This window comes from Pseudoxanthomonas sp. LARHCG66 (assembly GCF_052871755.1).
On record NZ_JBIXJW010000001.1, the window covers coordinates 666,239 to 688,422 of the forward strand.

Genomic DNA, 22,184 nt, shown 5'->3' on the forward strand with positions numbered 1-22,184 from the left:
TCAGCCCGCCTGCAAGGCCGCCGCGTGCACGCCGGCCACGGCACGGCCGGACGGATCGGCCATCTTCGCGAAGCTGGCATCCCACGCGATCGCCGCCGGCGACGAGCACGCGATCGACTTGCCGCCCGGCACCGTTTCCGCGCAGGCCTGGCCCGGATAGTGCTGTTCGAACAGCGTGCGATAGAAATAGGCCTCCTTGGTCTGCGGCGGATTGACCGGGAAGCGCTTGTCGGCCGCCGCCAGTTCGCGATCGCTGACCTGTGCCTCCGCATGCGCCTTCAGCCCGTCGATCCAGCCGTAGCCGACGCCGTCGCTGAATTGCTCCTTCTGCCGCCACAGGATCGACTCCGGCAGATAGCCCTCGAACGCCTCGCGCAATATGCCCTTCTCCATCCGCTGCGCGCCGGCGCTGCCCTTGTCGATCATCTTGTGCAAGGCATCCATCTTCATGGCCACGTCGAGGAACTCCACGTCAAGGAACGGCACGCGTGGTTCCACGCCCCAGGCCATCATCGACTTGTTCGCGCGCAGGCAATCGTAGTTGTAGAGCGCGTCCAGCTTGCGCACCAGCTCCTCGTGGAATTCGCGCGCGTCCGGCGCCTTGTGAAAGTACAGGTAGCCGCCGAAGATCTCGTCGCTGCCCTCGCCCGACAGCACCATCTTCACCCCCATCGCCTTGATGCGACGCGCCAGCAGGTACATCGGCGTGGAGGCGCGGATGGTCGTGACGTCGTAGGTTTCGATGTGGCGGATCACTTCCGGGATGGCGTCGAGCCCCTCCTGGAACGTGTAGGTGAAGCCGTGGTGCACGGTACCCAATGCCTTCGCCGCGACTTCCGCCGCCGCCAGGTCGGGCGACCCGTCCAGGCCGATGGCGAACGAGTGCAGCCGCGGCCACCAGGCTTCGGTCGTGTCGTTGTCCTCGATGCGATGCCGTGCATAACGCGCGGCGACGGCCGCGACCAGCGAGGAGTCCAGGCCACCGGACAGCAGCACGCCGTAGGGCACGTCGGTCATCAGCTGGCGATGCACGGCGCGCTCGAATGCTTCGCGCAGCTCCTGCCTGGCGACTTCCACATGTTCCACTGCGGCGTAATCACGCCACGGCTTTTCGTAGTACTTGACCAGCGTCCGCGTCGCCGTCTCGTAGTAGTGGCCCGGCGGGAACTGGGCGACATCCGCGCAGATCGGCGACAGCGCCTTCATCTCCGATGCCACGCACAGCCGGCCCTCGCGATCGTGGCCCCAGTACAGCGGGCACACGCCGATGGGATCGCGCGCGATCAGCGCCCGGCCCGTCGCCTTGTCCCACAGCGCGAAGGCGAAGATGCCGTTGAGGCGGTTGAGGAACGACGCCGGTTCGTCCTCGCGGTACAGCGCATTGATGACCTCGCAGTCGGAACCGGTCTGGAAGGCGTAGTCCTGTTTCAGTTCCGCCTTCAACTCGCGATGGTTGTAGATCTCGCCGTTGACCGCCAGCACCAGCGCCCCATCGGCCGAACGCAGCGGCTGCGAGCCGCCGGCCGGATCGACGATGGCCAGCCGCTCGTGCACCAGGATGGCGCCGTCGTCATGGTAGACACCGCTCCAGTCGGGTCCGCGATGGCGCTGCTTCTGCGAAAGTTCCAGCGCCTGTCGCCGGAGGGCCTGGATGTCGTCGCCGGGCTGCAGCCCGAAGATGCCGAAGATGGAACACATGGGAGGAAACTCCTGGTGGGGTTCGATGATGGAAGCCGGAAACGAAAAAACCCGCATCTCGCGATGCGGGTTTCTGGTATCCGGCAGGTCTTTCGTTGCCTAGTCGCAGAGCCGCATCGCCCGCGTCCCGTTGTTCGGGCGCAGGTTATTGCGGTTGTTGTTGATGGCGGTGCGGCAGGGCATGGCGCGACCGTAACCGGTCCAGCCGCCGCTTGGCAACTGTTTCATCCGAAAGCGACCGGCAGCGCGCAAATGCCTCAGGGCGCGCGCGCCGGCAGCATCAGCCGTTCGACCAGGGCCTGGTACAGGCCCGGCAGTGCCTCCAGGTCCGCGACACGCACGTGCTCGTCGACCTTGTGGATGCTGGCGTTGACCGGCCCGACCTCGATGCACTCCGCACCCAGCGGCGCGATGAAGCGCGCATCGGACGTGCCGCCCGCCGTGCTTTCCTCCGGCGGCGCACCGGCGAACTCGCCCAGCACCGCGCGCGCCGTGGCGCGCAGGTGGCCTTCGGGCGTGTAGAACGGCTCGCCACCGCGATGCCACTGCACGCGGTAGTCGAGGCCGTGCCGCTGGAAGATGGCTTCGATCTCCTGCTCCAGCTTCTCCGCCGTCCAGCTGGGATTGAAGCGCAGGTTGAACACCACCTGCAGTTCGCCCGGGATGACATTGCTGGCACCGGTACCGGAATGGATGTTGGAAATCTGCAGGCTGGTCGGCGGAAAAGTCTCGTAGCCTTCGTCCCACTGCCGTGCTGCCAGTTCATCCAGCGCCGGCAACGCCTTGTGGATCGGGTTGAGCGCCTTGTGCGGATACGCCACATGTCCCTGCACGCCGCGCACGGCCAGTGTCGCGGTCAGCGTGCCGCGCCGCCCCACGCGCAGCAGGTCGCCCAGCACATCCTTCGACGACGGTTCGCCGGTGATGCACCAGTCGATCTTCTGGCCACGCTCGCGAAACAGCGCGGCGACTTTCTTCACCCCATCATGCGCGTCGCCTTCCTCGTCAGAGGTGACCAGCAGCGCCACCGTGCCGGGATGGTCCGGATGCGCGTCGACGAACCGCTCCAGCGCGATCGTGCACGCGGCCACGCTGCATTTCATGTCGGCGGTACCACGGCCATACAGCACGCCATCGCGGATGGTGGGCACGAAGGGATCGCTGGTCCACGCGTCCAGCGGCCCGGGAGGCACGACATCGGTGTGCCCGAGCAGCACCAGCACCGGCGAACCGGCGCCATGCGTGGCCCAGAGATTGTCTGTGTCGCCGAAGCGCAGGTGTTCGCAGTGGAAACCGGCCTGGCCCAACCGCGTCGCCAGCACCTGCTGGCAACCTGCGTCATCCGGCGTCACCGAATGGCGGCGGATCAGTTCGCTGGAGAGTTCGACGACATCGCTCACGCGCCGGCTCCGAAGATCTTCTTGAACCCATTGTCGCTGAAGCCCTGTGAAAACCCGTCTTCACCCGTGATCACCACTGGGCGGCGGATCAGCTGCGGATACTCCTTCAGCAGCAACTTCCACTCCGCATCGGAGCCAGGTGCCTTGCGGTTGTCCGGCAACTGGCGCCAGGTCGTCGAGGACTTGTTGATCAGCGCATCCCAGCCGCCCGCCTTGTCCGCCCAGCCCTTCAGCGTCTCGGGCGACTGCCGGCTGTCGCGGTAGTCGACGAACGTGTACGCGACGCCGAAGCGGTCCAGCCACTTCATCGCCTTCCTGCAGGTGTCGCAGTTCTTCAAACCGTAGAGCGTCGTCGCCATCGCTCAGTCCGCCAATCCGCGCAGCAATTCGTTGACGCTGGTCTTGCTCCGGGTCTTCTCGTCGACCTGCTTGACGATCACCGCGCAGTACAACGAATGCGAACCATCGGCAGCCGGCAGCGAACCGGACACCACCACGCTGCCCGGCGGTACGTAGCCGTACGTGATTTCCTTGGTGGCGCGGTTGTAGATGCGCGTGGACTGACCGATGAACACCCCCATGCCGATCACGCTGTGGTGCCCGACCACGACGCCTTCGACGACTTCCGAGCGCGCGCCGATGAAGCAGTGGTCCTCGATGATCGTCGGGCTGGCTTGCAGCGGTTCCAGCACGCCGCCGATGCCCGCACCGCCCGACAGGTGGCAGTGCTTGCCGATCTGCGCGCAGGAGCCGACGGTCGCCCAGGTGTCGACCATCGTGCCTTCGCCCACGTACGCCCCGATGTTGACGAAGCTCGGCATCAGCACCACGTCCTTGCCGAAGTACGTGCCGCGGCGCGCGATGGCGCCCGGCACCACGCGCACGCCGAGCTTGCGGAAATCGTTCTCGTCGAAGGCGCCGAAGCGCGCCTCGACCTTGTCCCAGAACGGCGCGGGATAGGCTTCGACCAGTTCCATCTCGTTGACGCGGAAATACAGCAGCACGGCCTTCTTCAGCCATTCGTTGACCTTCCAGCCACCCTTGCCGTCGGGCTCGGCCACGCGCAGTTTTCCGCTCTCCAGGCCCTCGATCGCCAGCTCAATGGCGGTGCGGGTGGAGCCCTCGATCTCGGCCGGCGTCAGCTCGGCGCGGCGCTCGAACGCGCTCTCGATGGTGGACTTTAGTTCTTCGTTCTTGCTGGCTTTGCGGGTCATCAAAGGTCCTGCTGGGTTCTGCTCAGGTGGGGGTATCGAGGCCGGCGCGCAGCGCGTCGCGCAACGCGTCCTGCATGGCCGCGCCGGTCAGGGGCTGGTCGTGCTCGTCGGTGATCTGGAAAACGTCTTCCGCCCGCTCGCCGAACGTAGCGATGCGTGCGTCGTGCACGCGCAGGCCCTGCCGGCGCAGCACCTGGGCCACGTCCGACAGCAGTCCCGGGCGGTCAGGCGCGACCAGGCCGAGGATGGTCCTGCGCCCGTCCGGCGTGGTGCCGAACTCGATGCGCGGTGCGAAGCGGAAATGCTTGAGCTGGCGCGGCACGGCGCGCCGGGACGTACGCACGCTGTCCAGCGGCCGCGCGAGCGCGTCGCCCAGGCCGCGCGCCACCTCGACGGGATCGCGCGGCGCATAGGCATCGGCCGGCAGGACTTCGAACGTATCGAAGACGGTGCCCTGGGGTCCCACCAGCACACGTGCCTGGTGAATCGCGAAGCCCATGCGGTCGAGCGTGGCGAGGATCGCGGCAAACAGGCCGTCACGGTCCGGCGAATGCACGAACACTTCCATCGCGTCCGCGTCGTCGGCGATGCGGCGTGCGCGCACCCGCGTCTCGCCAGGCATCGCGCCCCGGATGGCCTGTGCCTGCCAGGCCAGTTGCTCCGGACGGAAGCGCAGGAAACTTTCTTCAGGCATGGTCGCGAACAGGGCGTCCGCCTGGGCGGCTGCCATGCCCTGCACTTCCAGCAGCGCACGCACGCTTCCGCGCGCTTCGTCGAGACGCTCGTCCACGGCGACCGGATTCTCCAGCCCTTCGCGCAACACGCGCCGCGCAGCGAAGTACAGATCGGCGAGCAGCCGGTCCTTCCACGCGTTCCAGAGCTTGGGGCTGGTGCCGGCGATGTCCGCGCAGGTCAGCAGGTAGAGATAGTCCAGCCGCTCGCGGTCTCCGACCAGTGTGGCGAAGCCGTGGATGACGTCCGGGTCGGAAATATCCTGCTTCTGCGCCGTCACCGACATGCGCAGGTGCTGTTCCACCAGCCACGCGACCAGCGCGGTGTCCGCCTCGCTGAGCCCGTGCGCCACGCAGAACTCGCGTGCATCCACGGCGCCCAGCTCCGAATGATCGCCACCACGCCCCTTGGCGATGTCATGGAACAGGCCGGCCAGCAGGAGCAGTTCGGGCTTGCGCAGGCGTGGCCAGACTTCGTGCGCGATGGAGAAGCGGTCGTCGGCGCGGCCGGCGGCGAATGCGGCGATGTTCCGCAGTACCATCAAGGTGTGCTGGTCCACCGTGTAGACATGGAACAGGTCGAACTGCATGCGCCCCGACACGCGGGCGAACGCAGGGATCCACTGCCCCAGCACGCCCAGGCGCGCCATGCGGGTCAGCGTTTCCACCGCGCGCGGGCCGCGCAGCAGCGCCATGAAGGCATCACGCTGCAGCCGGTCGGCCGCCGGGTACGCCGACAGCCTGGGCAGCGATTCCGCCAGCGCACGCGCCGTGCGCGAATGCAGGCCACGGATCTGCGGGTGCGCCGCCCATGTCGCGAACAACGCGAACACCTGGGCGACATCGTCCCCGGGCCAGGCCACCTCGCGCGCGGCCAGATAACCCCGACGCAGCGCAAAGCGCTCATCCAGCGGTTCGGGCAATGCCTCGCCGTCGAACTGTTCCTCGAAGCGCTGCAGCAGGCGGTCGCTGATCCGGCGCACGATGGCGGCACTGCGGTAGAAGCCCTGCATCATCTTCTCGACGCCCAGGCTTCCCGCGTCATCGGCAAAACCAAGACGCTGCGCCAGCGTCTTCTGGTAGTCGAAGCGAAGGCGCTCCTCGGGGCGACCTGCCACGCGATGCAGGCCGTAGCGCAGGCGACCCAGCGCACGCCGCTCGCGCGCGAGCGCGAGGGCTTCGTCCTGGCCCAGGTGGCCCAGGCCTACCAGCGGCTCAAGGTCGCGCACGCCGAACGTGCGCAGCGCCATCCAGCCCAGGGTGTGCAGGTCGCGCAACCCGCCCGGGCCTTCCTTGATGTTGGGTTCGAGATTGTCGGACGTGTCGCCGAAGCGTGCGTGGCGGATGCGCAGCTCCTCGCGCTTGGCGACGAAGAAATCGCGCGGTGGCCAGACCCGGGCCGGACCGATGGCATCGATCAGCAGGCCTTCGTCCACCGGTTCGCCAACGATCAGCCGCTCCTCGATCAGCGCAGTCAGCACGCTCTGGTCGGCGGCGGCAGCGGCCGTGCATTCGCTCGCCGAGCGCACGCTGTGGCTGATCGGCAGGCCAGCATCCCAGAGCATCGCGAAGAAGCGCGCCACGGCATCGTGGTGGGCCTGCTGCACGTCGGGTGCGGCCAGCACCAGTACGTCGACGTCGGATTGCGGAAACAGTTCGCCGCGTCCGTATCCGCCCACCGCGAACAGCGCCATCGGCGCATCCGCGGGGATGCAGCGCAGCCAGGCGTCCTTCAGCAGGTGGTCCACCGCCCGCGCGCGCAGCGCGAGGATGCGGTCCATGCCGTCGTCCTGGTCGAAGCGCTTGTCCAGCCGCGCATCGGTATGGCCGAGCGAGGCGCGCGCCGCCGCCGACCAGGCCGCGTCATCGGCGACGTCCGGGCCGATGTCCGGAAGCCGCGTCGCGTGTCCGTTCGCGGCTGTCGTGGTGCTCACAGGTCGTTGTCGTCGCCCGGCACGCGGGTCAGGATCTCGACGCCGTCCTCGGTCACCGCGACGGTGTGCTCCCACTGCGCGGACAGCTTGCGGTCCTTGGTGACCACGGTCCAGCCATCGGGCAGCACGCGGGTATGCCGCGCGCCCTCGTTGATCATCGGCTCGATGGTGAAGGTCATGCCCGGCTTCAGCACCACGCCCTCGCCGGGGCGGCCGTAGTGCAGCACCTGCGGCTCGTCGTGGTAGACCTTGCCGATGCCGTGGCCGCAGTACTCGCGCACCACGCTGAAGCGCTCGGCTTCGGCGTACTGCTGGATCGCGTGGCCCACGTCACCGAGGGTGGCGCCCGGTTTCACCGCGCGGATGCCGCGGAACATGGCTTCGCGGGTGGTGTCCACCAGCCGCTTCGCCATCACCGACGGGGTGCCGACGATGTACATGCGGCTGGTGTCGCCGTGCCAGCCGTCCTTGATGACGGTGACGTCGATGTTGAGGATGTCGCCATCCTTGAGCACCTTCGCTTCGCTCGGGATGCCATGGCAGATGACGTTGTTGACCGAGGTGCAGACCGTCGCCGGGAAGCCCTTGTAGCCCACGTTGGCCGGGATGGCTTTCTGCACGTTGACGATGTGATCGTGGCAGATGCGGTCCAGTTCGGCGGTGGTGACGCCCGGCTTCACGTGCGGGGCGACCACCTGCAGCACTTCGGCGGCCAGGCGGCCGGCGATGCGCATCTGGGCGAGGTCTTCGGGGGTTTTCAGCTGGATGGCCATGTGGCCGATTATCCCCCATTTGGCGCCCGGGCTGAACGGCCACGGGAGAAGGCCCAGCCCAAGGCGATCCGTACCGTTTGCGGCGGGGGGCTGGAGGCGGCTATACTCCCGCAGCTTCGTGCCCGGGGTTGCCCGGTCCGGACCGCCCACGTCGGGCGACACCGACGAATCCACACCTGCTGCCCCAACCCGTGCCGGGGTGCCCTTCGCTGAAGGGTTCGGACACGGACGCCGCAGGGAGGCCCAACCCCGGAACCCCGCCCTCACGGGCACCGTCCTCCATTGAACCGGGCGGTGGGTTCCCCTTCGATGGAGTTACTGCAATGCCCCAAGTCACCATGCGCCAGATGCTGGAAGCCGGCGTCCATTTCGGTCACCAGACCCGCTACTGGAACCCCAAGATGGCGCCGTACATCTTCGGTGCCCGCGGCAAGATCCACATCATCAACCTCGAGAAGACCGTTCCGCTGTTCAACGACGCGATGAACTTCATCTCGGGCGTCGCGCAGAAGCGCGGCACCATCCTGTTCCTGGGCACCAAGCGCAGCGCGCGCGAGGCCGTGAAGGAAGAGGCCGAGCGTTGCGGCATGCCGTTCATGACCCAGCGCTGGCTGGGCGGCACGCTGACCAACTTCGCCACCGTGAAGAAGTCGGTCGCCCGCCTGAAGGAACTGGAAGCCGCCGAAACCGACGGCACGTTCGAGAAGCTGGTCAAGCACGAAGTGCTGGGCCTGCGCCGCGAGCGCGAGAAGCTGCTGGCCTCGCTGGGCGGCATCAAGGAAATGAACCGACTGCCGGACGCGCTGTTCGTCATCGACATCGGCCATGAAGACATCGCCATCAAGGAAGCCAAGAAGCTCGGCATCCCGGTGATCGCGGTGGTCGACTCGAACTACGACCCGGCCCTGGTCGACTACGCCATCCCCGGCAACGACGACGCCATCCGCGCCGTGCAGCTGTACGCCCGTGCCGCCGCCGACGCCGTGCTGGAAGGCAAGGCCGCCCAGCCGAACGCCGCCAGCGTGCGCGAGGAAGAGTTCGCCGAAGGCGGCGACGACAAGGGTGCCCGTCGCGCCCCGGCCAAGAAGGCCGCCGGCAAGAAGCCCGACGAAGCCGCCGCCGAGTAATCCGGCTGCAATGCCGCCGCGCCATGCTGCGCGGCGGCCCATGTTCCGCCTTCTCCCATCGGGAGAAGGTGCCCGAAGGGCGGATGAAGGTACGGAGCACGTCGACGCTGCATGCATCGCGACTCCGCCGCACCCTCACCCCAACCCCTCTTCCGACGGGAGAGGGGCTTTGCCAATCCAAACAGAGGTAATCCCGTGGAAATCACCGCTTCCCTGGTCAAGGAACTGCGCGAGCGCACTGGCGCCGGCATGATGGAGTGCAAGAAGGCACTCACCGAGAACAACGCCGACATCGACGCCGCGGCCGAGTGGCTGCGCAAGTCGGGCCTGGCCAAGGCCGACAAGAAGGCCGACCGCGTCACCGCCGAAGGCCGCGTGGCCGTGGCCCAGGACGGCGGCAAGGCCGTGCTGGTCGAGATCAACTCCGAGACCGACTTCGTCGCCAAGGACGCCAACTTCATCGCCTTCACCGACGCCATCGCGCAGGCCGCGCTGACCTCGGGCGCCGCCGATGTGGAAGCGCTGAAGAGCGCCAAGCTGGCCTCGGGCGAGACCGTCGAGGAAGCCCGCGCCGCCGCCATCGCCAAGCTGGGCGAGAACATGCAGATCCGTCGCCTGGTGTCGATCGACAGCGCCAACAACGTCGCGGCCTACGTGCACGGCGGCAAGATCGGCGTGCTGGTCGAGGTCAAGGGCGGCGACGCCGAACTGGCCCGCGGCCTGGCGATGCACATCGCCGCGATGAACCCGCCGCACAACAAGGCCGCCGACGTGCCGGCCGAATTCGTGGCGAAGGAAAAGGAAATCGAGCTGGCGAAGATGTCGGACAAGGACAAGGCCAAGCCGGCCGACATCCTGGAGAAGATCATCTCCGGCAAGATCAACAAGATCGTCAACGAAGTGACCCTGTACGGCCAGCCGTACGTGCTGGACAGCGACAAGTCGGTCGAGCAGGTCGTGAAGGCCGCCGGTGCCGACGTGGTCGGTTTCCAGCGCCTGGTGGTCGGCGAAGGCATCGAGAAGGTGGTGGAAGACTACGCCGCCGAAGTCATGAAGCAGGCCGGGCTGGCGTAAGCCTTCCCTCTCCGCTTCGACGGAAAAGCCGCGGGGAACCGCGGCTTTTTTGTTGCCCGCGTAGCGGGCGGGATCGGATGCCGCCGCGCACGCCGTGACCGTTAGTCGACTACGACTCAAGTTTGCACGTTCCGTGCCGAAACTGGTTTCAAACGTGACACTTCGTCGCGCATTGCTGGCATCCTGCCGGCAATTCCCACTTGCGTGGCCCGCACCCGGATGCGTCCCGAACTCGAAGCCCAGCTGCTGAATTGCCGCAATCTGCCCAGCCCGCCCGGCGTTGCATTGCGGATCATCGAGCTCGCGCAGGATCCGGACGTGGTGATGGCGACGGCCGCCGATGCGATCGGCCTGGATGCGGCATTGAGCGCGCGCATGCTGCGCATCGCCAACTCCCCGCTCTACGCCAGTCGCCGCAGGGTGGAAAACCTTTCGCAGGCGCTCACGGTGCTGGGCCTGAATGCCACCCTGACGCTGGCACTGGGGTTCTCCCTGTCACGCTGCGGCAGCGGCACCCATCCTGCCGCGCAGGAGCGCGTCTGGCGTCGCAGCGTCATCGCCGCGCTGGCCAGCCGGGTGCTGGGCCAGCGTGCCGGCATCAGCAAGGTGGAAGAGCTGATGCTGGCCGGGCTGCTGCAGGACATCGGCGTGCTGGCCCTGCTGGAAGTCCTGGGCGATGACTATGCGCGACTGGTCGAACGCGCCGTGGGCAATGCCGAACTGCTGGCCGCCGAGCGCGACTGGCTGGGGTGCGACCACGCCACGGTGGGCGGGTGGTTGGCGCGGCAGTGGAATCTGCCGGCGCTGTTGAGGGAAGCGATCATCGAGAGCGAGATGCCCGCGTCGGACACCCCGTTCAATGCGTGCGTGGCCGTGTCCGGCCACATTGCCGACATCTGGCTGGCTGGAATGGACCAAGCGCGGACGGAGGAAGCGCATCGCCATGCGGCGATGCAGGCCGCCACGCGGCTCGGGATCGACTACCCGGGGTTCCTCGCCCTGACCGAGGAGATGCTCGTGGCGCTGCCCGAGGTCTACGCATTGTTCGACGTTCCCCCCGCCCCACCGGCCCGCATCCAGGCTTTGCTGGACCAGGCACGCGAGCTGCTGGTCGTGCGCAACCTGCGCGAAATCCAGGACGCGGCGCGTGCCCGCAAGGAAGCCAACGAGCACGAAGACCGTGCGCGCCGGCTGGCGGAGGAGGTGCGGCGCGACCCGCTGACCGGGGCCTACAACCGCAGCCAGCTGGAAGAAGTGCTTGAGAAGGAGTTCGATGCCGCCACGCGGCACGGCTGGCCGCTGTCGATCGCCTTCATCGACCTGGACGACTTCAAGCAGGTCAATGACCGCTGGGGACACCTGGTCGGCGATGAAGTGCTGCGCAATTTCGCCAAGGCGCTGATGCGGCAGGTGCGCGGCAGCGACATCGTCGCCCGCTATGGCGGCGAGGAGTTCCTGGTGGTGTTGCCGGGCATCGGCGAAGAGGCCGCCGCCCAGGTCGTGCGGCGCATCCTGTCGGAGGTGGCCGGCGTGGCGATGGCCGATGTCGACGGCCAGCCACTGCACATCACCTTCTCGGCGGGGCTGGCCACGCAGGGTGCACTGGAACAGTTCCGCCACGTCGATGACCTGCTTCGCGCGGCGGATGAAGCGCTGTATGGCGCCAAGCGCGAAGGCCGCAACCGGGTATCGGTCGGCGCCATCGGCCCCTGACAGGCCCCGTGGCTACTGCCTCGGTTGCAGCGCCACTTCTTCGTAAGGCTGTACCACCACCCAGCCGTCGCCCGCGAAACGCAACTGGATGCTCTCGCCCGAGCCGCGGCCCAGCAGGGTGCCGAGCGAAATGTCGGTGATGATCTCCGGCGTCAATCCACCCGACCATGCCACGGTGGCATTCGGGTCGGTGAACACGGGCCCGGTCTGCGCATTCACCGGCAGCGTGAGGGGCTCGTAGTGCGACGTGATGGCGACGATGCCGTGTCCGCTCAGGCGTACGTTGAACAGCCCTCCCGACAGCATGCCGGCGACCTTGCGCATCATCGTGATCCGGCTCTCGATGCTGGCCTCCACCGCAAGCACATCGTTGCCGTTGACGAAGATCGATTCCCCCGCGAGACGCAGCAGCGTGATCCGCTTGCCGGCATCGGCCAGGTAGACACGCCCCTGCCCTTCGATCTTCATCAGTTGCATGCCTTCGCCACTGACGGCCTTCTTCAGCAGGTTCCCCAGGCCCTGTTCCAGCATGCCCTGGCGGGTGAACTTCACGCTGCCCTTGCGCGCGACCATCGCGCCGGCCTTGGCCCAGACCAGACCGTTCAACCGGACTTCCAGCAGATGCGGGCTTTCCAGTTCGAATGCGTCGGCCGTCGCATCCTTTTCCTTCGATGATGCGAGGAATTCCTGCAGGGTGCGCACGCTCATGTCCGTTCCTTGATGGATGGCGGGAAGGAGCGCCATCATATCCGCCCCGGCCGCAGGTCCCACCCATGTCCCGCATCGTTCCCGTGCCACACACGCTGGAGGCGGCTGCGCGAGCACCCATTGCCGCCGAGCGACTGATCCGTGGGCGCCCCCTGCAGGCGGTCGGGAACGCCTACTCCACCCGGGATGACCGTTTCCATTGCGGCGTATGGGAAGGCGATGTGGGCGCATGGCGGGTGCACTACACCGAGCACGAGTTCTGCCACCTGCTCAGCGGGCGCGTCCGCCTGCGCAGCGATGATGGCGAGGACATCGTGCTGGAAGCGGGCCAGAGTTTCGTCGTGCCCGCAGGGTTCACCGGCACGTGGGAGGTGCTGGAAACCGCGCGCAAACTGTATTCGATCTACGAACCCGGCGACTGAAGCGACGCGCTCGGCTAGAATTGCCGCGGTTTCCCCACGCCGAGAACTCACCATGCCCGCCCCCCTGGTCTATCGCCGCATCCTGCTCAAACTGTCCGGCGAGGCACTGATGGGAGCCGAGGATTACGGCATCGACCCGGCCGTGATCGGCCGCATCGCGCGCGAGATCATCGAGGCCCGCGACGCGGGAGCCGAGGTGGGCCTGGTGATCGGCGGCGGCAACATCTTCCGCGGCGCGGGACTGGCCGCAGGCGGCATGGACCGCGTCACCGGCGACCAGATGGGCATGCTGGCCACGGTCATCAACGCGCTTGCCATGCAGGACGCGCTGGAAAAGCTGGGCGCCAAGTGCCGCGTCATGAGCGCGATCAAGATCAACGACGTGTGCGAGGATTACATCCGCCGCCGCGCCATCCGCCACCTGGAGAAAGGCCGCATCGCGATCTTCGCGGCAGGCACCGGCAACCCGTTCTTCACCACCGATTCCGGCGCCGCCCTGCGCGCCATCGAGATCGGTGCGGACCTGCTGCTGAAGGCCACCAAGGTGGACGGGGTCTACGACAAGGATCCCAGCAAGCACGCCGACGCCAAGCGCTTCGACCAGCTGACCTACGACGATGTCATCGCGCGCAACCTGCAGGTGATGGATACTGCCGCGTTCGCCCTGTGCCGCGACAGCGACGTGCCGCTGCGCATCTACGACCTGTCCGTGCCCGGCAACCTGATGCGGATCCTGCGCGGCGAACATGTCGGCACCCTGGTGAAAGGGCGCGGCTGAGCTCCCTGTGGGCGGGGCTTCAGCCCCGACGGTGGACAGAACGCCGCGAGGTTCGAATGGGCATGTGGCAGCGCTTTCCATCGCCATCCGGTCTGCACGGGGCGCAATCGCGTGCGCCGGAACGTGGGCAGGGCGCGGTCGGGGCTGAAGACCTTCCCGCGGCGCGTGCCCCTTCGCTTGCTGTAATAGTGTCCGGCCAGCCCCGGCCGGCACCCTAGTCCACCATGGGACACGGACACCACCACGGTCACGGGCCACACGCCCACCCGCACGCGTCGGCGACGCACACTTTCGCCTGGGTCACGCTGATCAACCTGGCGTACACCGTGCTCGAAGCCGGTTACGGCTTCCACACCAATTCGCTGGCGCTGCTGTCCGATGCCCTGCACAACCTCGGCGACGTGCTGGGACTGGCGCTGGCGTGGAGTGCCGCCGCCCTGGCGAGGCGCGCACCGCGTGGCCGGCACACCTACGGCTGGCGTCGCGCCACCCTGCTCTCCCCGCTCGCCAACGCGGTGCTGCTGATGGTCTTTTCCGGTGCACTGGGATGGGAGGCCTTCCGGCGCTTCAGCGCGCCGCCGGAGATCCCCGCCACACCCGTCATCGTGGTGGCGGCACTGGGCATCCTGGTCAACCTGGGCGCCGCGTGGCTGGTGAAGGACGGGCACGCCCACGACCTGAACAAGCGTGGCGCCTTCCTGCACCTGATGGCGGATGCCGCGGTGTCGCTGGCCGCCGTGCTTGCCGGCGTGGGCATGGCCACGCTGGGGTGGGCATGGCTGGACCCGGCCACGGCGCTGCTGATCGCGGTGGTGGTCGCCGTGGGCTCGTGGGGCTTGCTGCGCGACAGTTTCGATGCCGCGATGGATGCCGTGCCGCCGAGCATCGATCCGGTCGAGGTCGGCGCGTTCCTGAAGGCCCGGCCCGGCGTGTCGGCCGTGCACCACCTGCACATCTGGTCGCTGGGCGCGGGCGAGATCGCATTGACCGCCCACCTGGTACGGGCGCGCGAAGACGACCACGATGCCTTCATCGACGCCACCGTGCATGCGCTGGACCACACCTTCGGCATCAACCACGCCACCCTGCAGATCGAACGCGGCGCCATGTGCGGCCATGACCTGCACGATGCGGCGCCGCATCATTCCCACTGAACGGCGCGCGGACGGTCGGCAACGGCACCGAATCGCCCTATAATCGGTCGTTTACAGGCTTTGCAACGGAAAGGGCGATGCTCAACGACATCAAGAAAGACGCGCAGGCGCGCATGACCAAGAGCATCGAGGCGCTCCGCCACACGCTGGTGAAGGTCCGCACCGGACGCGCTTCCACTGCCCTGGTCGAGCACCTGAAGGTCAACTACTACGGATCGGACATGCCGCTGAGCCAGGTCGCCACCGTGACCGTCTCCGACTCCCGCTCGCTCACGATCACGCCGTGGGAAAAGCAGATGGTCAGCGCGGTCGAGAAGGCCATCCTGGCATCCGACCTGGGCCTGACCCCGAATACCGCCGGCACCACCATCCGCCTGAACCTGCCGGCGCTGACCGAAGAACGCCGCAAGGAGCTCTCCAAGGTCGTCCATGGCGAAGGCGAGGACGCGAAGGTGGCGATCCGCAACATCCGCCGCGATGCCAACCAGCAGGTCAAGGACCTGTTGAAGGACAAGCAGATCACCGAGGATGAGGAACGTCGTACCGAGGACGAGATCCAGAAGCTGACCGACAAGTCCATCAAGGACGTCGACGACGTGGTCAAGGCCAAGGAACAGGAACTGATGGCGGTCTGAGGACTGCCATGTCCCCTGCCGTCCCCGCGTCCGTGCCCCGCCATCTGGCCGTCATCATGGACGGCAATGGCCGGTGGGCCGAACGACGTCGCCGTCCGCGCGTGATCGGCCATCGCGCCGGCGCGCGCGCGGTCAATACCTGCATCGATTTCTGCCTGGAACGCGGCATCGGCGCGCTGACCCTGTTCGCGTTCTCCAGCGAGAACTGGGGTCGCCCCGAGGAAGAAGTCGGCGCGCTGATGAAGCTGTTCCTCAACGCGCTGGACCGCGAAGTCGACGAACTGCACCGCCGCGAGGTGCGCGTGCGTTTCATCGGCGACCGCGCACGATTCTCCACCGACATCCGCGCACGCATGGACGCAGCCGAGGCGCTGACCCGCGGCAACACGCGCCTGCACCTCGTCATCGCGGCCAGCTATGGCGGGCGCCAGGACATCGCGCACGCGGCGCGTACAGTGGCCACCGACGTCGCCGCCGGACGCCTGCGCCCCGAGGACATCGACGAAGCAACGCTCGGCGCCCACGTCGCACTGGCCGACCTGCCGCCGCCCGACCTCTTCATCCGCACCGGTGGCGACCATCGCATCAGCAATTTCCTGCTGTGGCAATTGGCCTATACCGAACTCTGGTTCACCGACGTACTGTGGCCCGACCTGGACGCGACGCTGCTGCAGCGCGCCCTGGACGACTTCGCGCAGCGCGAGCGCCGCTTCGGCCTGACCAGCGCGCAGATCGCCAGCGGCACCCACGAGGACACAACCGCATGAGCACGCCCAGCGCCACCCGCACCCGCGTCATCGCAGCGCTGGTGATGGCGCCCTTCGCCATCGGCGCGATCCTGCTGCTGCCCACGTCGTGGCTGGTGATGCTGGCGGCGCTGGTGTTCCTGGTCGGGCTGTGGGAGTGGTTCAAGCTCGCCGAGATCGACGACACCCTGCAGCGCACCGTGCTGCTGACCGCCAACCTGCTGCTGATGGTGCTGCTGGTGTGGGCATCGCGCGGATCCACCGATCTGGTCCCCTTGCGCCTGATGGCCCTCGTGGGCGCGGTGTGGTGGCTGCTGGCGTTGCTGTGGCTGCGCTTCTTCCATTTCGCGTCCGATCACGAGACCTGGGCGCGCGTGTTCAAGCTGGCCGCCGGCACGCTGGCCGTGGTGCCCGCCTGGTGCGCGCTGGGCCTGATCCACTCCTCCGAGCCGAACGGACACATCTGGTTGTTCGTCGCGCTGGCCATCGTCTGGGCGGCCGACAGCGGCGCATATTTCGCAGGGCGCCACTTCGGCGGCCGCTGGTTCCGCGGCAGGAAGCTCGCTCCGCGCATCAGCCCCAACAAGACGCTGGAAGGGCTGCTCGGTGGCCTGGCTGCGGGCATGCTGGTGGCGGGCGTCGGTGCACTCATCGCCGGTGTAGACGTGGCGCAGGTGCCCGGCGTGCTGCTGGTGGCGGTGTTCACCGTGCTGTTCTCGGTGGTCGGCGACCTGTTCGAAAGCCTGCTCAAGCGGCATGTCGGCGCCAAGGATTCGGGCGACGTGATCCCCGGCCATGGCGGCGTGCTGGACCGCATCGACGGCGTGCTGGCGGCACTGCCCATCTTCGTACTGGGCAAGGAAGTCTTCGGATTCTGAGCATGGCCGCGCACGCACAACGCAACGTGGCGGTTCTCGGCGCGACCGGCTCCATCGGAGCATCGACGCTGGATGTCGTCGCGCGCCACCCCGAGCGTTATCGCGCCAGCGTGCTTGCCGCCGGCAGCAGTGTGGATGCGTTGCTTGCGCTGTGCGTCCTGCACCGCCCGGACCATGCCGTCGTCGCCGACGAAAGCCAGTTCGCACGCCTGCGTGACGGCCTGTCCGACGCCGGGCTGGCGACTCGTGCACATGCCGGGGCCGCCGCACTGGACGCGCTGGTGTCCGACCCGGGCTGCGACATCGTCGTCGCCGCCATCGTGGGTGCCGCCGGCCTGTCGTCGACGCTGGCGGCGGCCCGCGCCGGGAAGCGCCTGCTGCTGGCCAACAAGGAGTCGCTCGTCCTCGCCGGTGAGCTGATGACCGCCGCCGCGGATGCCGCGGGTGCCGAGATCATCCCGATAGACAGCGAGCACAACGCGATCTTCCAGTGTCTGCGTTCACGACAGGCTCAGGGCGAGGTCAGCCGCATCGTGCTGACCGCGTCGGGTGGCCCGTTCCGCGGCTGGAGCCGCGCGGCGCTCGCCGAGGTCACGCGCGAACAGGCCGTCGCCCATCCCAAATGGTCGATGGGCCCGAAGATTTCGGTCGACTCGGCGACCCTGATGAACAAGGGGCTGGAACTGATCGAGGCCCATCACCTGTTCGGCGTGGAGCGCGAACGGCTGGACGTGCTGGTGCATCCGCAGAGCCTGGTGCACTCCCTCGTGGAATTCGTCGATGGTTCCACGCTGGCGCAGTTGGGGCTGCCCGACATGCGTACGTCGCTGGCCGTGGGACTGGGCTGGCCGGACAGGATCGCATCGGGTGTGCCGGGCCTGGACCTGTTGCGGCATCCCCGGTTGGACTTCGAGGCGCCCGACCTGGATGCCTTTCCCTGCCTGCGGCTGGCCTGGCACGCAATGACGGCCGGCGGCACGGCGCCAGCGGTCCTGAACGCTGCGAACGAAGTCGCAGTTTCAGCCTTTCTTCAGGGCCGGATCGGTTTCCTATCCATTCCTGCGCTGGTCGAGGATGCCCTCGCCGCGTTGCCCGCAACGCCGGCCGATTCGCTGGATGCGCTGCTGGAAGCGGATGCGCAGGCACGCCGACTTACCGAACGCAACCTCGCAGGCCATCTCTTCCCATGAGCGCCGACATCCGATGAGTGACGTGCTGGGCTCAATCTGGTGGATGATCGTGGCCCTGGGCGTGCTGGTCACGTTCCACGAATTCGGCCACTACTGGGTGGCGCGCCGCTGCGGCGTGAAGGTGCTGCGTTTCTCGGTGGGCTTCGGCAAGCCGCTGTGGTCGCGCCGCGACCGCCACGGCACCGAGTTCGCCATCGCGGCCATCCCGCTGGGCGGCTACGTCAAGATGCTGGACGAGGCCGAGGGCGACGTCCCCGCCGCGCAACAGGACCAGGCGTTCAACCGCAAGTCGGTCTGGCAGCGCATCGCCGTGGTCGCCGCTGGCCCGCTGGCGAACGTCCTGCTCTGCGTCGTCCTGCTGTGGGCCATGTTCGTGCTGGGCAAGCAGGACTACTCCGCCACGCTGGGCAGCGTCAGTGGCATTGCCGCCGATGCGGGCTTCATGCGCGGCGACAGGATCGTCCGGATCGGCGACCGCGGGATCGATACCTGGACAGACGCCTCCATCGTGCTCACCAAGGCCGCCATCGATGGTGATGACGTTCCGGTCGAGGTGGAAACCGCCTCCGGCAGCCAGCTGACCCGCACGCTGCCGCTGTCCCGCCTGCCGGTCGGGTTCGACCAGGAGAACGCCATCGGCCTGAGCGGGCTGGTCTGGCGGCACTGGATGACGCCGGCGGTCATCGGCAAGGTCACCCCGGGCTCGGCCGCCGATGGCGTGCTGCACGTGGGCGACGTGGTGACGGCCGTGGATGGCCAGCCGGTACACGGCTTCAACGACATCGCCACCGAGGTCGATGCACTGGGCAAGCGCGGAGGCGCGGCCATGATCGAAGTCGACCGTGCCGGCGAGCGCCTGGCCTTCGAACTGGCGCCACGCCGGACCCGGCATCCCGACGCAGGCCAGGGCGACTACTGGGCCCTGGGCCTGGCGCCTCCCGCGAAGGTGCAGATGCCCGGCTACGACGCCACGCTCCACTACGGCCCGGTCGCCGCCATCCCGGCCGCCCTGCGCGAAACCGGAAAGCTGACCTCGGACTCGCTGGGCATGATCCGCCGGATGCTCACCGGGGACGCCTCGCTGAAGAACGTTTCGGGCCCCATCACCATTGCCCAGGTCGCCAATGTCTCCGCCAAACGCGGGCCGGATTGGTTCCTCTGGTTCCTGGCGGCCATGTCGCTGAGCCTGGCCATCATCAACCTGCTGCCGATCCCCGTCTTGGACGGCGGCCACCTGCTGTATTACCTTATTGAATTGGTCAAGGGCAGCCCCTTGAGCGAGCGCCACATGGTGGCCGGACAATATATGGGCCTGGCCGCACTGGCGGGCCTGATGGGATTGGCGTTCTACAACGACATCCTGCGTCTGGTGACCTGATGCCCCTGAACTTTCCCGGGCAGGCCCGCTCCAAGTCGGCCTGTCCCTTCCTGGCGACACCCCGGACCGCGGCCCTGCGATCCACCCCTGCTCTGCAGGAACCACCCCAACCGGATGTAATGATGACGCGACTGCCTTCCCGCCGCCTGATTGCCCTCGCCCTGGCTTCGGCCATCGCCATGCCGGCACTGGCCCAGACGACGGAACCCGCCGCCGCACCCGCAATGGCCGAGCCGCTGGGCAGCGCGTCGTTCACCGCCACGGACATCCGCATCGATGGCCTGCAGCGCATCTCCACCGGTACCGTCCTCACCTACCTGCCGATCGAACGGGGCGACCAGGTCACCTCGGCCGGCGTGTCCGAGTCGATCCGCGCGCTGTACAAGACCGGCTTCTTCGAGGACGTGAAGCTCGACCGCCAGGGCGACATCCTGGTGGTGACCGTCACCGAGCGCCCGGCGATCAACAAGTTGACCCTCACCGGCAACAAGGACATCAAGACCGAAGACCTGCTGACGGGCCTGAAGGACATCGGGCTTGCCGAGGGCGAGACCTTCGACCGCCTGAGCCTGGACCGCGTCACCCAGGAACTGGTGCGCCAGTACAACAACCGCGGCAAGTACAACGTCGAGATCACCCCCACGGTCAGCCCGCTCGACCGCAACCGCGTGGACGTGACCATTGCCGTCAAGGAAGGCAAGGCGGCCAAGATCAAGCACGTCAACGTGATCGGCGCCGAGAAGTTCCCCACCGAGGACCTGCTGGAGAACTGGGAGTCCAAGGAAAGCACCTGGTTGTCCTGGTACCGCCGCGACGACCAGTACTCGAAGGAGAAGCTGTCGGGCGACATGGAACGCCTGAACTCCTGGTACCTGGACCGCGGCTACGTGGACTTCAGCATCGACTCCACCCAGGTGTCGATCAGCCCCGACAAGCGCGACATGTTCATCTCCGCCGGCATCACCGAAGGCGAGCAGTACAAGATTTCCGACGTGAAGGTCACCGGCGACACGGTGCTGCCGAAGGAGGAAATCGAGAAGCTCGTGATCGTGAAGCCGGAGCAGACCTTCTCGCGCATCCTGCTCGAGATGACGTCCGACACCATCACCTCGACACTGGGCAACATCGGGTATGCGTTCGCGCAGGTGAATCCGATCCCCACCATCGATCGCGAGAACCGTACCGTCGCGATCAACCTGCAGGTGGTGCCCGGCCCGCGCGTCAACGTGCGCCGCATCACCTTCAAGGGCAACACGCGCACGGCCGATGAAGTGCTGCGTCGCGAGATGCGCCAGTTCGAAGGCAGCTGGTTCTCCCAGGTCGCCGTGGACCGCTCGCGCGTGCGCCTGCGCCGTCTGGGCTACTTCGAGACGGTGGACGCGGAAACCACGCCCGTGCCGGGCACGACCGACCAGGTCGACGTGGTGTTCAACGTGAAGGAAACCACCTCGGGCAGCTTCGTGTTCGGCTTGGGCTATTCGCAGCTGTCCGGCCTGACCACGTCGATCCAGTTGTCGCAGAACAACTTCCTCGGCGGCGGCAACCGCGTGTCGGTGGAAGCGCAGCGCAGCGACTACCTGCAGCGCTATTCGTTCTCCTACACCAACCCGTTCTTCACCGACGAAGGCATGTCGCTGGGCTACAACCTGTGGTGGCGCGAGTTCGATTACTCGGACTTCAACACCGCCCAGTACTCCACCACCAGCGCTGCCGCGCAAGGCGTCCTGGGCCTGCCGATCTCCGAGAACGACACTGTCTCGCTGCTGTTCGGCGTCGACAGCAACGAGATCCTGACCTTCGGCGGCTCCACGCCGCAGGCGATCATCGACTACATCGATGCCGTCGGCCAGCGCACCTTCCACGCCTGGCGTGCCGAGCTCGGCTGGGCGCGCGATACGCGCAACGACTACTTCATGCCCACGGGCGGTACCTACCAGCGCATTTCGGCCGAAGTCGCGCTCCCGGGCTCCACCGTCGAGTACTACAAGCTCAACTACGAGTTCTCGAAGTACTGGTCGCTCAGCCCCGCTTTCGTGCTGAACACCCGCGCCGAGATCGGCTACGGCGACAGTTACGGCTCGGACATCTACCGCTACATCTGCCGCGCCAACGGCTCCGACCCGCAGATCCCGGGCCAGGGGACCACCACCCCGCCGGCGGCGGATGGCACGTGCGCCGACGGCGGCACGCTGGACCGGACACTGGTCGCGACCGGCCTGCCGTTCTTCGAGAACTTCTACGCGGGTGGCACGCGGTCCGTGCGTGGCTTCCGCGACAACACGCTGGGCCCGCGCTCGGAGGTCATTTCCGGCTACCGCGGCCAGCCGCTGGGTGGTTCGCTGAAGACCACCGGCTCGGTCGAACTGATCTTCCCGAAGCTGTTCGACTCCAACGCCGCGCGCGTTGCGGCGTTCTTCGACTTCGGCAACGTGTTCGACGGCGTGGACAACTTCGATGCCGGCGAGCTGCGCGCATCCACCGGTATCTCGCTGCTGTGGCGTGCGCCGGTCGGCCCGATCTCGATCAGCTATGCCTTCCCGATCAAGAAGGAAGACGGCGACGAGCTGGAACGCCTGCAGTTCACCTTCGGCGGCGCGTTCTGATCCCAGCGTCCATGCGGGCGATTCGACG

18 protein-coding genes and 1 pseudogene are annotated in these 22,184 nt (G+C 67.3%); 12 read left to right on the top strand and 7 right to left on the bottom strand.

The annotated features are described in order from the left end of the window. The 6 genes and pseudogenes from asnB to map all read right to left on the bottom strand — a co-directional run bounded on the left by asnB (window position 1) and on the right by map (window position 7,750). Window positions 1-1,698 (bottom strand): asparagine synthase B, encoded by a 1,698-nt coding sequence (gene asnB / locus ACIPRS_RS03245; protein ID WP_446537490.1) that lies wholly within the window; start codon window positions 1,696-1,698, stop codon window positions 1-3. Between the two features lie 257 nt (window positions 1,699-1,955). Next, on the bottom strand, window positions 1,956-3,098 hold the full coding sequence (gene dapE, locus ACIPRS_RS03250) for a succinyl-diaminopimelate desuccinylase (protein WP_337730281.1): 1,143 nt from the start codon (window positions 3,096-3,098) through the stop codon (window positions 1,956-1,958). After that, complete coding sequence (locus ACIPRS_RS03255; protein WP_192200592.1) at window positions 3,095-3,457, bottom strand: arsenate reductase; 363 nt, start codon at window positions 3,455-3,457, stop codon at window positions 3,095-3,097. Before ACIPRS_RS03255 ends, dapE begins: the two co-directional genes overlap by 4 nt. A gap of 3 nt (window positions 3,458-3,460) precedes the next feature. Continuing rightward, window positions 3,461-4,288, bottom strand: a pseudogene (gene dapD, locus ACIPRS_RS03260) (2,3,4,5-tetrahydropyridine-2,6-dicarboxylate N-succinyltransferase); the annotation flags it as partial. Between the two features lie 46 nt (window positions 4,289-4,334). Next, entirely contained in the window at window positions 4,335-6,929 is a 2,595-nt protein-coding gene (gene glnD / locus ACIPRS_RS03265; protein WP_446537997.1) for a [protein-PII] uridylyltransferase, read from the bottom strand. A 44-nt stretch (window positions 6,930-6,973) separates the two neighbouring features. Further along, window positions 6,974-7,750, bottom strand: a complete 777-nt coding sequence (map, locus tag ACIPRS_RS03270; RefSeq protein WP_192200590.1) for a type I methionyl aminopeptidase — start codon at window positions 7,748-7,750, stop codon at window positions 6,974-6,976. 323 nt (window positions 7,751-8,073) lie between these two features. On the opposite strand from map, the gene rpsB reads away from it, so the two are divergent. The 3 genes from rpsB (at window position 8,074) to ACIPRS_RS03285 (ending at window position 11,664) form a co-directional block, all read left to right on the top strand. Next, a complete protein-coding gene (rpsB, locus tag ACIPRS_RS03275) occupies window positions 8,074-8,877 on the top strand; it encodes a 30S ribosomal protein S2 (RefSeq protein ID WP_337730282.1) in 804 nt (267 codons plus the stop codon). A gap of 195 nt (window positions 8,878-9,072) precedes the next feature. Beyond that, entirely contained in the window at window positions 9,073-9,951 is an 879-nt protein-coding gene (tsf, locus tag ACIPRS_RS03280; protein WP_192200588.1) for a translation elongation factor Ts, read from the top strand. Between the two features lie 219 nt (window positions 9,952-10,170). Next, window positions 10,171-11,664 (top strand): HDOD domain-containing protein, encoded by a 1,494-nt coding sequence (locus tag ACIPRS_RS03285; RefSeq protein ID WP_337730283.1) that lies wholly within the window; start codon window positions 10,171-10,173, stop codon window positions 11,662-11,664. Window positions 11,665-11,676: 12 nt separating this feature from the next. Here the strand turns inward: ACIPRS_RS03285 and ACIPRS_RS03290 are convergent, their stop codons facing one another. Then, window positions 11,677-12,372: an AIM24 family protein gene (locus ACIPRS_RS03290; RefSeq protein WP_192200586.1), complete on the bottom strand. Its 696-nt coding sequence runs from the start codon at window positions 12,370-12,372 to the stop codon at window positions 11,677-11,679. 65 nt (window positions 12,373-12,437) lie between these two features. Here ACIPRS_RS03290 and ACIPRS_RS03295 point away from each other — a divergent pair, with 65 nt between their 5' ends. From ACIPRS_RS03295 to bamA, 9 genes are all read left to right on the top strand, one after another. Continuing rightward, window positions 12,438-12,794, top strand: a complete 357-nt coding sequence (locus ACIPRS_RS03295) for a cupin domain-containing protein (protein WP_337730284.1) — start codon at window positions 12,438-12,440, stop codon at window positions 12,792-12,794. Between the two features lie 52 nt (window positions 12,795-12,846). Then, window positions 12,847-13,572: a UMP kinase gene (gene pyrH / locus ACIPRS_RS03300; RefSeq protein ID WP_192200584.1), complete on the top strand. Its 726-nt coding sequence runs from the start codon at window positions 12,847-12,849 to the stop codon at window positions 13,570-13,572. Between the two features lie 224 nt (window positions 13,573-13,796). Continuing rightward, window positions 13,797-14,726, top strand: a complete 930-nt coding sequence (locus ACIPRS_RS03305) for a cation diffusion facilitator family transporter (RefSeq protein ID WP_446537491.1) — start codon at window positions 13,797-13,799, stop codon at window positions 14,724-14,726. 77 nt (window positions 14,727-14,803) lie between these two features. Continuing rightward, window positions 14,804-15,361, top strand: a complete 558-nt coding sequence (gene frr / locus ACIPRS_RS03310) for a ribosome recycling factor (protein ID WP_142123811.1) — start codon at window positions 14,804-14,806, stop codon at window positions 15,359-15,361. Between the two features lie 8 nt (window positions 15,362-15,369). Next, window positions 15,370-16,128, top strand: coding sequence for a polyprenyl diphosphate synthase (gene uppS, locus ACIPRS_RS03315; RefSeq protein ID WP_446537492.1), 759 nt, complete (start codon window positions 15,370-15,372; stop codon window positions 16,126-16,128). After that, entirely contained in the window at window positions 16,125-16,985 is an 861-nt protein-coding gene (locus ACIPRS_RS03320; protein WP_446537493.1) for a phosphatidate cytidylyltransferase, read from the top strand. Before uppS ends, ACIPRS_RS03320 begins: the two co-directional genes overlap by 4 nt. A gap of 2 nt (window positions 16,986-16,987) precedes the next feature. Beyond that, window positions 16,988-18,175 (top strand): 1-deoxy-D-xylulose-5-phosphate reductoisomerase, encoded by a 1,188-nt coding sequence (locus ACIPRS_RS03325; protein WP_446537494.1) that lies wholly within the window; start codon window positions 16,988-16,990, stop codon window positions 18,173-18,175. 13 nt (window positions 18,176-18,188) lie between these two features. Beyond that, on the top strand, window positions 18,189-19,553 hold the full coding sequence (rseP, locus tag ACIPRS_RS03330; protein ID WP_446537495.1) for an RIP metalloprotease RseP: 1,365 nt from the start codon (window positions 18,189-18,191) through the stop codon (window positions 19,551-19,553). A gap of 122 nt (window positions 19,554-19,675) precedes the next feature. Then, window positions 19,676-22,156: an outer membrane protein assembly factor BamA gene (bamA, locus tag ACIPRS_RS03335; protein WP_337730289.1), complete on the top strand. Its 2,481-nt coding sequence runs from the start codon at window positions 19,676-19,678 to the stop codon at window positions 22,154-22,156. Window positions 22,157-22,184: the final 28 nt, after the last annotated feature.

Coding starts and splice junctions, on each gene's coding strand:
- asnB (WP_446537490.1), bottom strand. CDS start 1,698: ATGTGTTCCATCTTCGGCATCTTCGGGCTGCAGCCCGGCGACGACATC.
- ACIPRS_RS03255 (WP_192200592.1), bottom strand. CDS start 3,457: ATGGCGACGACGCTCTACGGTTTGAAGAACTGCGACACCTGCAGGAAG.
- map (WP_192200590.1), bottom strand. CDS start 7,750: ATGGCCATCCAGCTGAAAACCCCCGAAGACCTCGCCCAGATGCGCATC.
- rpsB (WP_337730282.1), top strand. CDS start 8,074: ATGCCCCAAGTCACCATGCGCCAGATGCTGGAAGCCGGCGTCCATTTC.
- ACIPRS_RS03285 (WP_337730283.1), top strand. CDS start 10,171: ATGCGTCCCGAACTCGAAGCCCAGCTGCTGAATTGCCGCAATCTGCCC.
- ACIPRS_RS03290 (WP_192200586.1), bottom strand. CDS start 12,372: ATGAGCGTGCGCACCCTGCAGGAATTCCTCGCATCATCGAAGGAAAAG.
- ACIPRS_RS03295 (WP_337730284.1), top strand. CDS start 12,438: ATGTCCCGCATCGTTCCCGTGCCACACACGCTGGAGGCGGCTGCGCGA.
- pyrH (WP_192200584.1), top strand. CDS start 12,847: ATGCCCGCCCCCCTGGTCTATCGCCGCATCCTGCTCAAACTGTCCGGC.
- ACIPRS_RS03305 (WP_446537491.1), top strand. CDS start 13,797: ATGGGACACGGACACCACCACGGTCACGGGCCACACGCCCACCCGCAC.
- frr (WP_142123811.1), top strand. CDS start 14,804: ATGCTCAACGACATCAAGAAAGACGCGCAGGCGCGCATGACCAAGAGC.
- uppS (WP_446537492.1), top strand. CDS start 15,370: ATGTCCCCTGCCGTCCCCGCGTCCGTGCCCCGCCATCTGGCCGTCATC.
- ACIPRS_RS03320 (WP_446537493.1), top strand. CDS start 16,125: ATGAGCACGCCCAGCGCCACCCGCACCCGCGTCATCGCAGCGCTGGTG.
- ACIPRS_RS03325 (WP_446537494.1), top strand. CDS start 16,988: ATGGCCGCGCACGCACAACGCAACGTGGCGGTTCTCGGCGCGACCGGC.
- rseP (WP_446537495.1), top strand. CDS start 18,189: ATGAGTGACGTGCTGGGCTCAATCTGGTGGATGATCGTGGCCCTGGGC.
- bamA (WP_337730289.1), top strand. CDS start 19,676: ATGACGCGACTGCCTTCCCGCCGCCTGATTGCCCTCGCCCTGGCTTCG.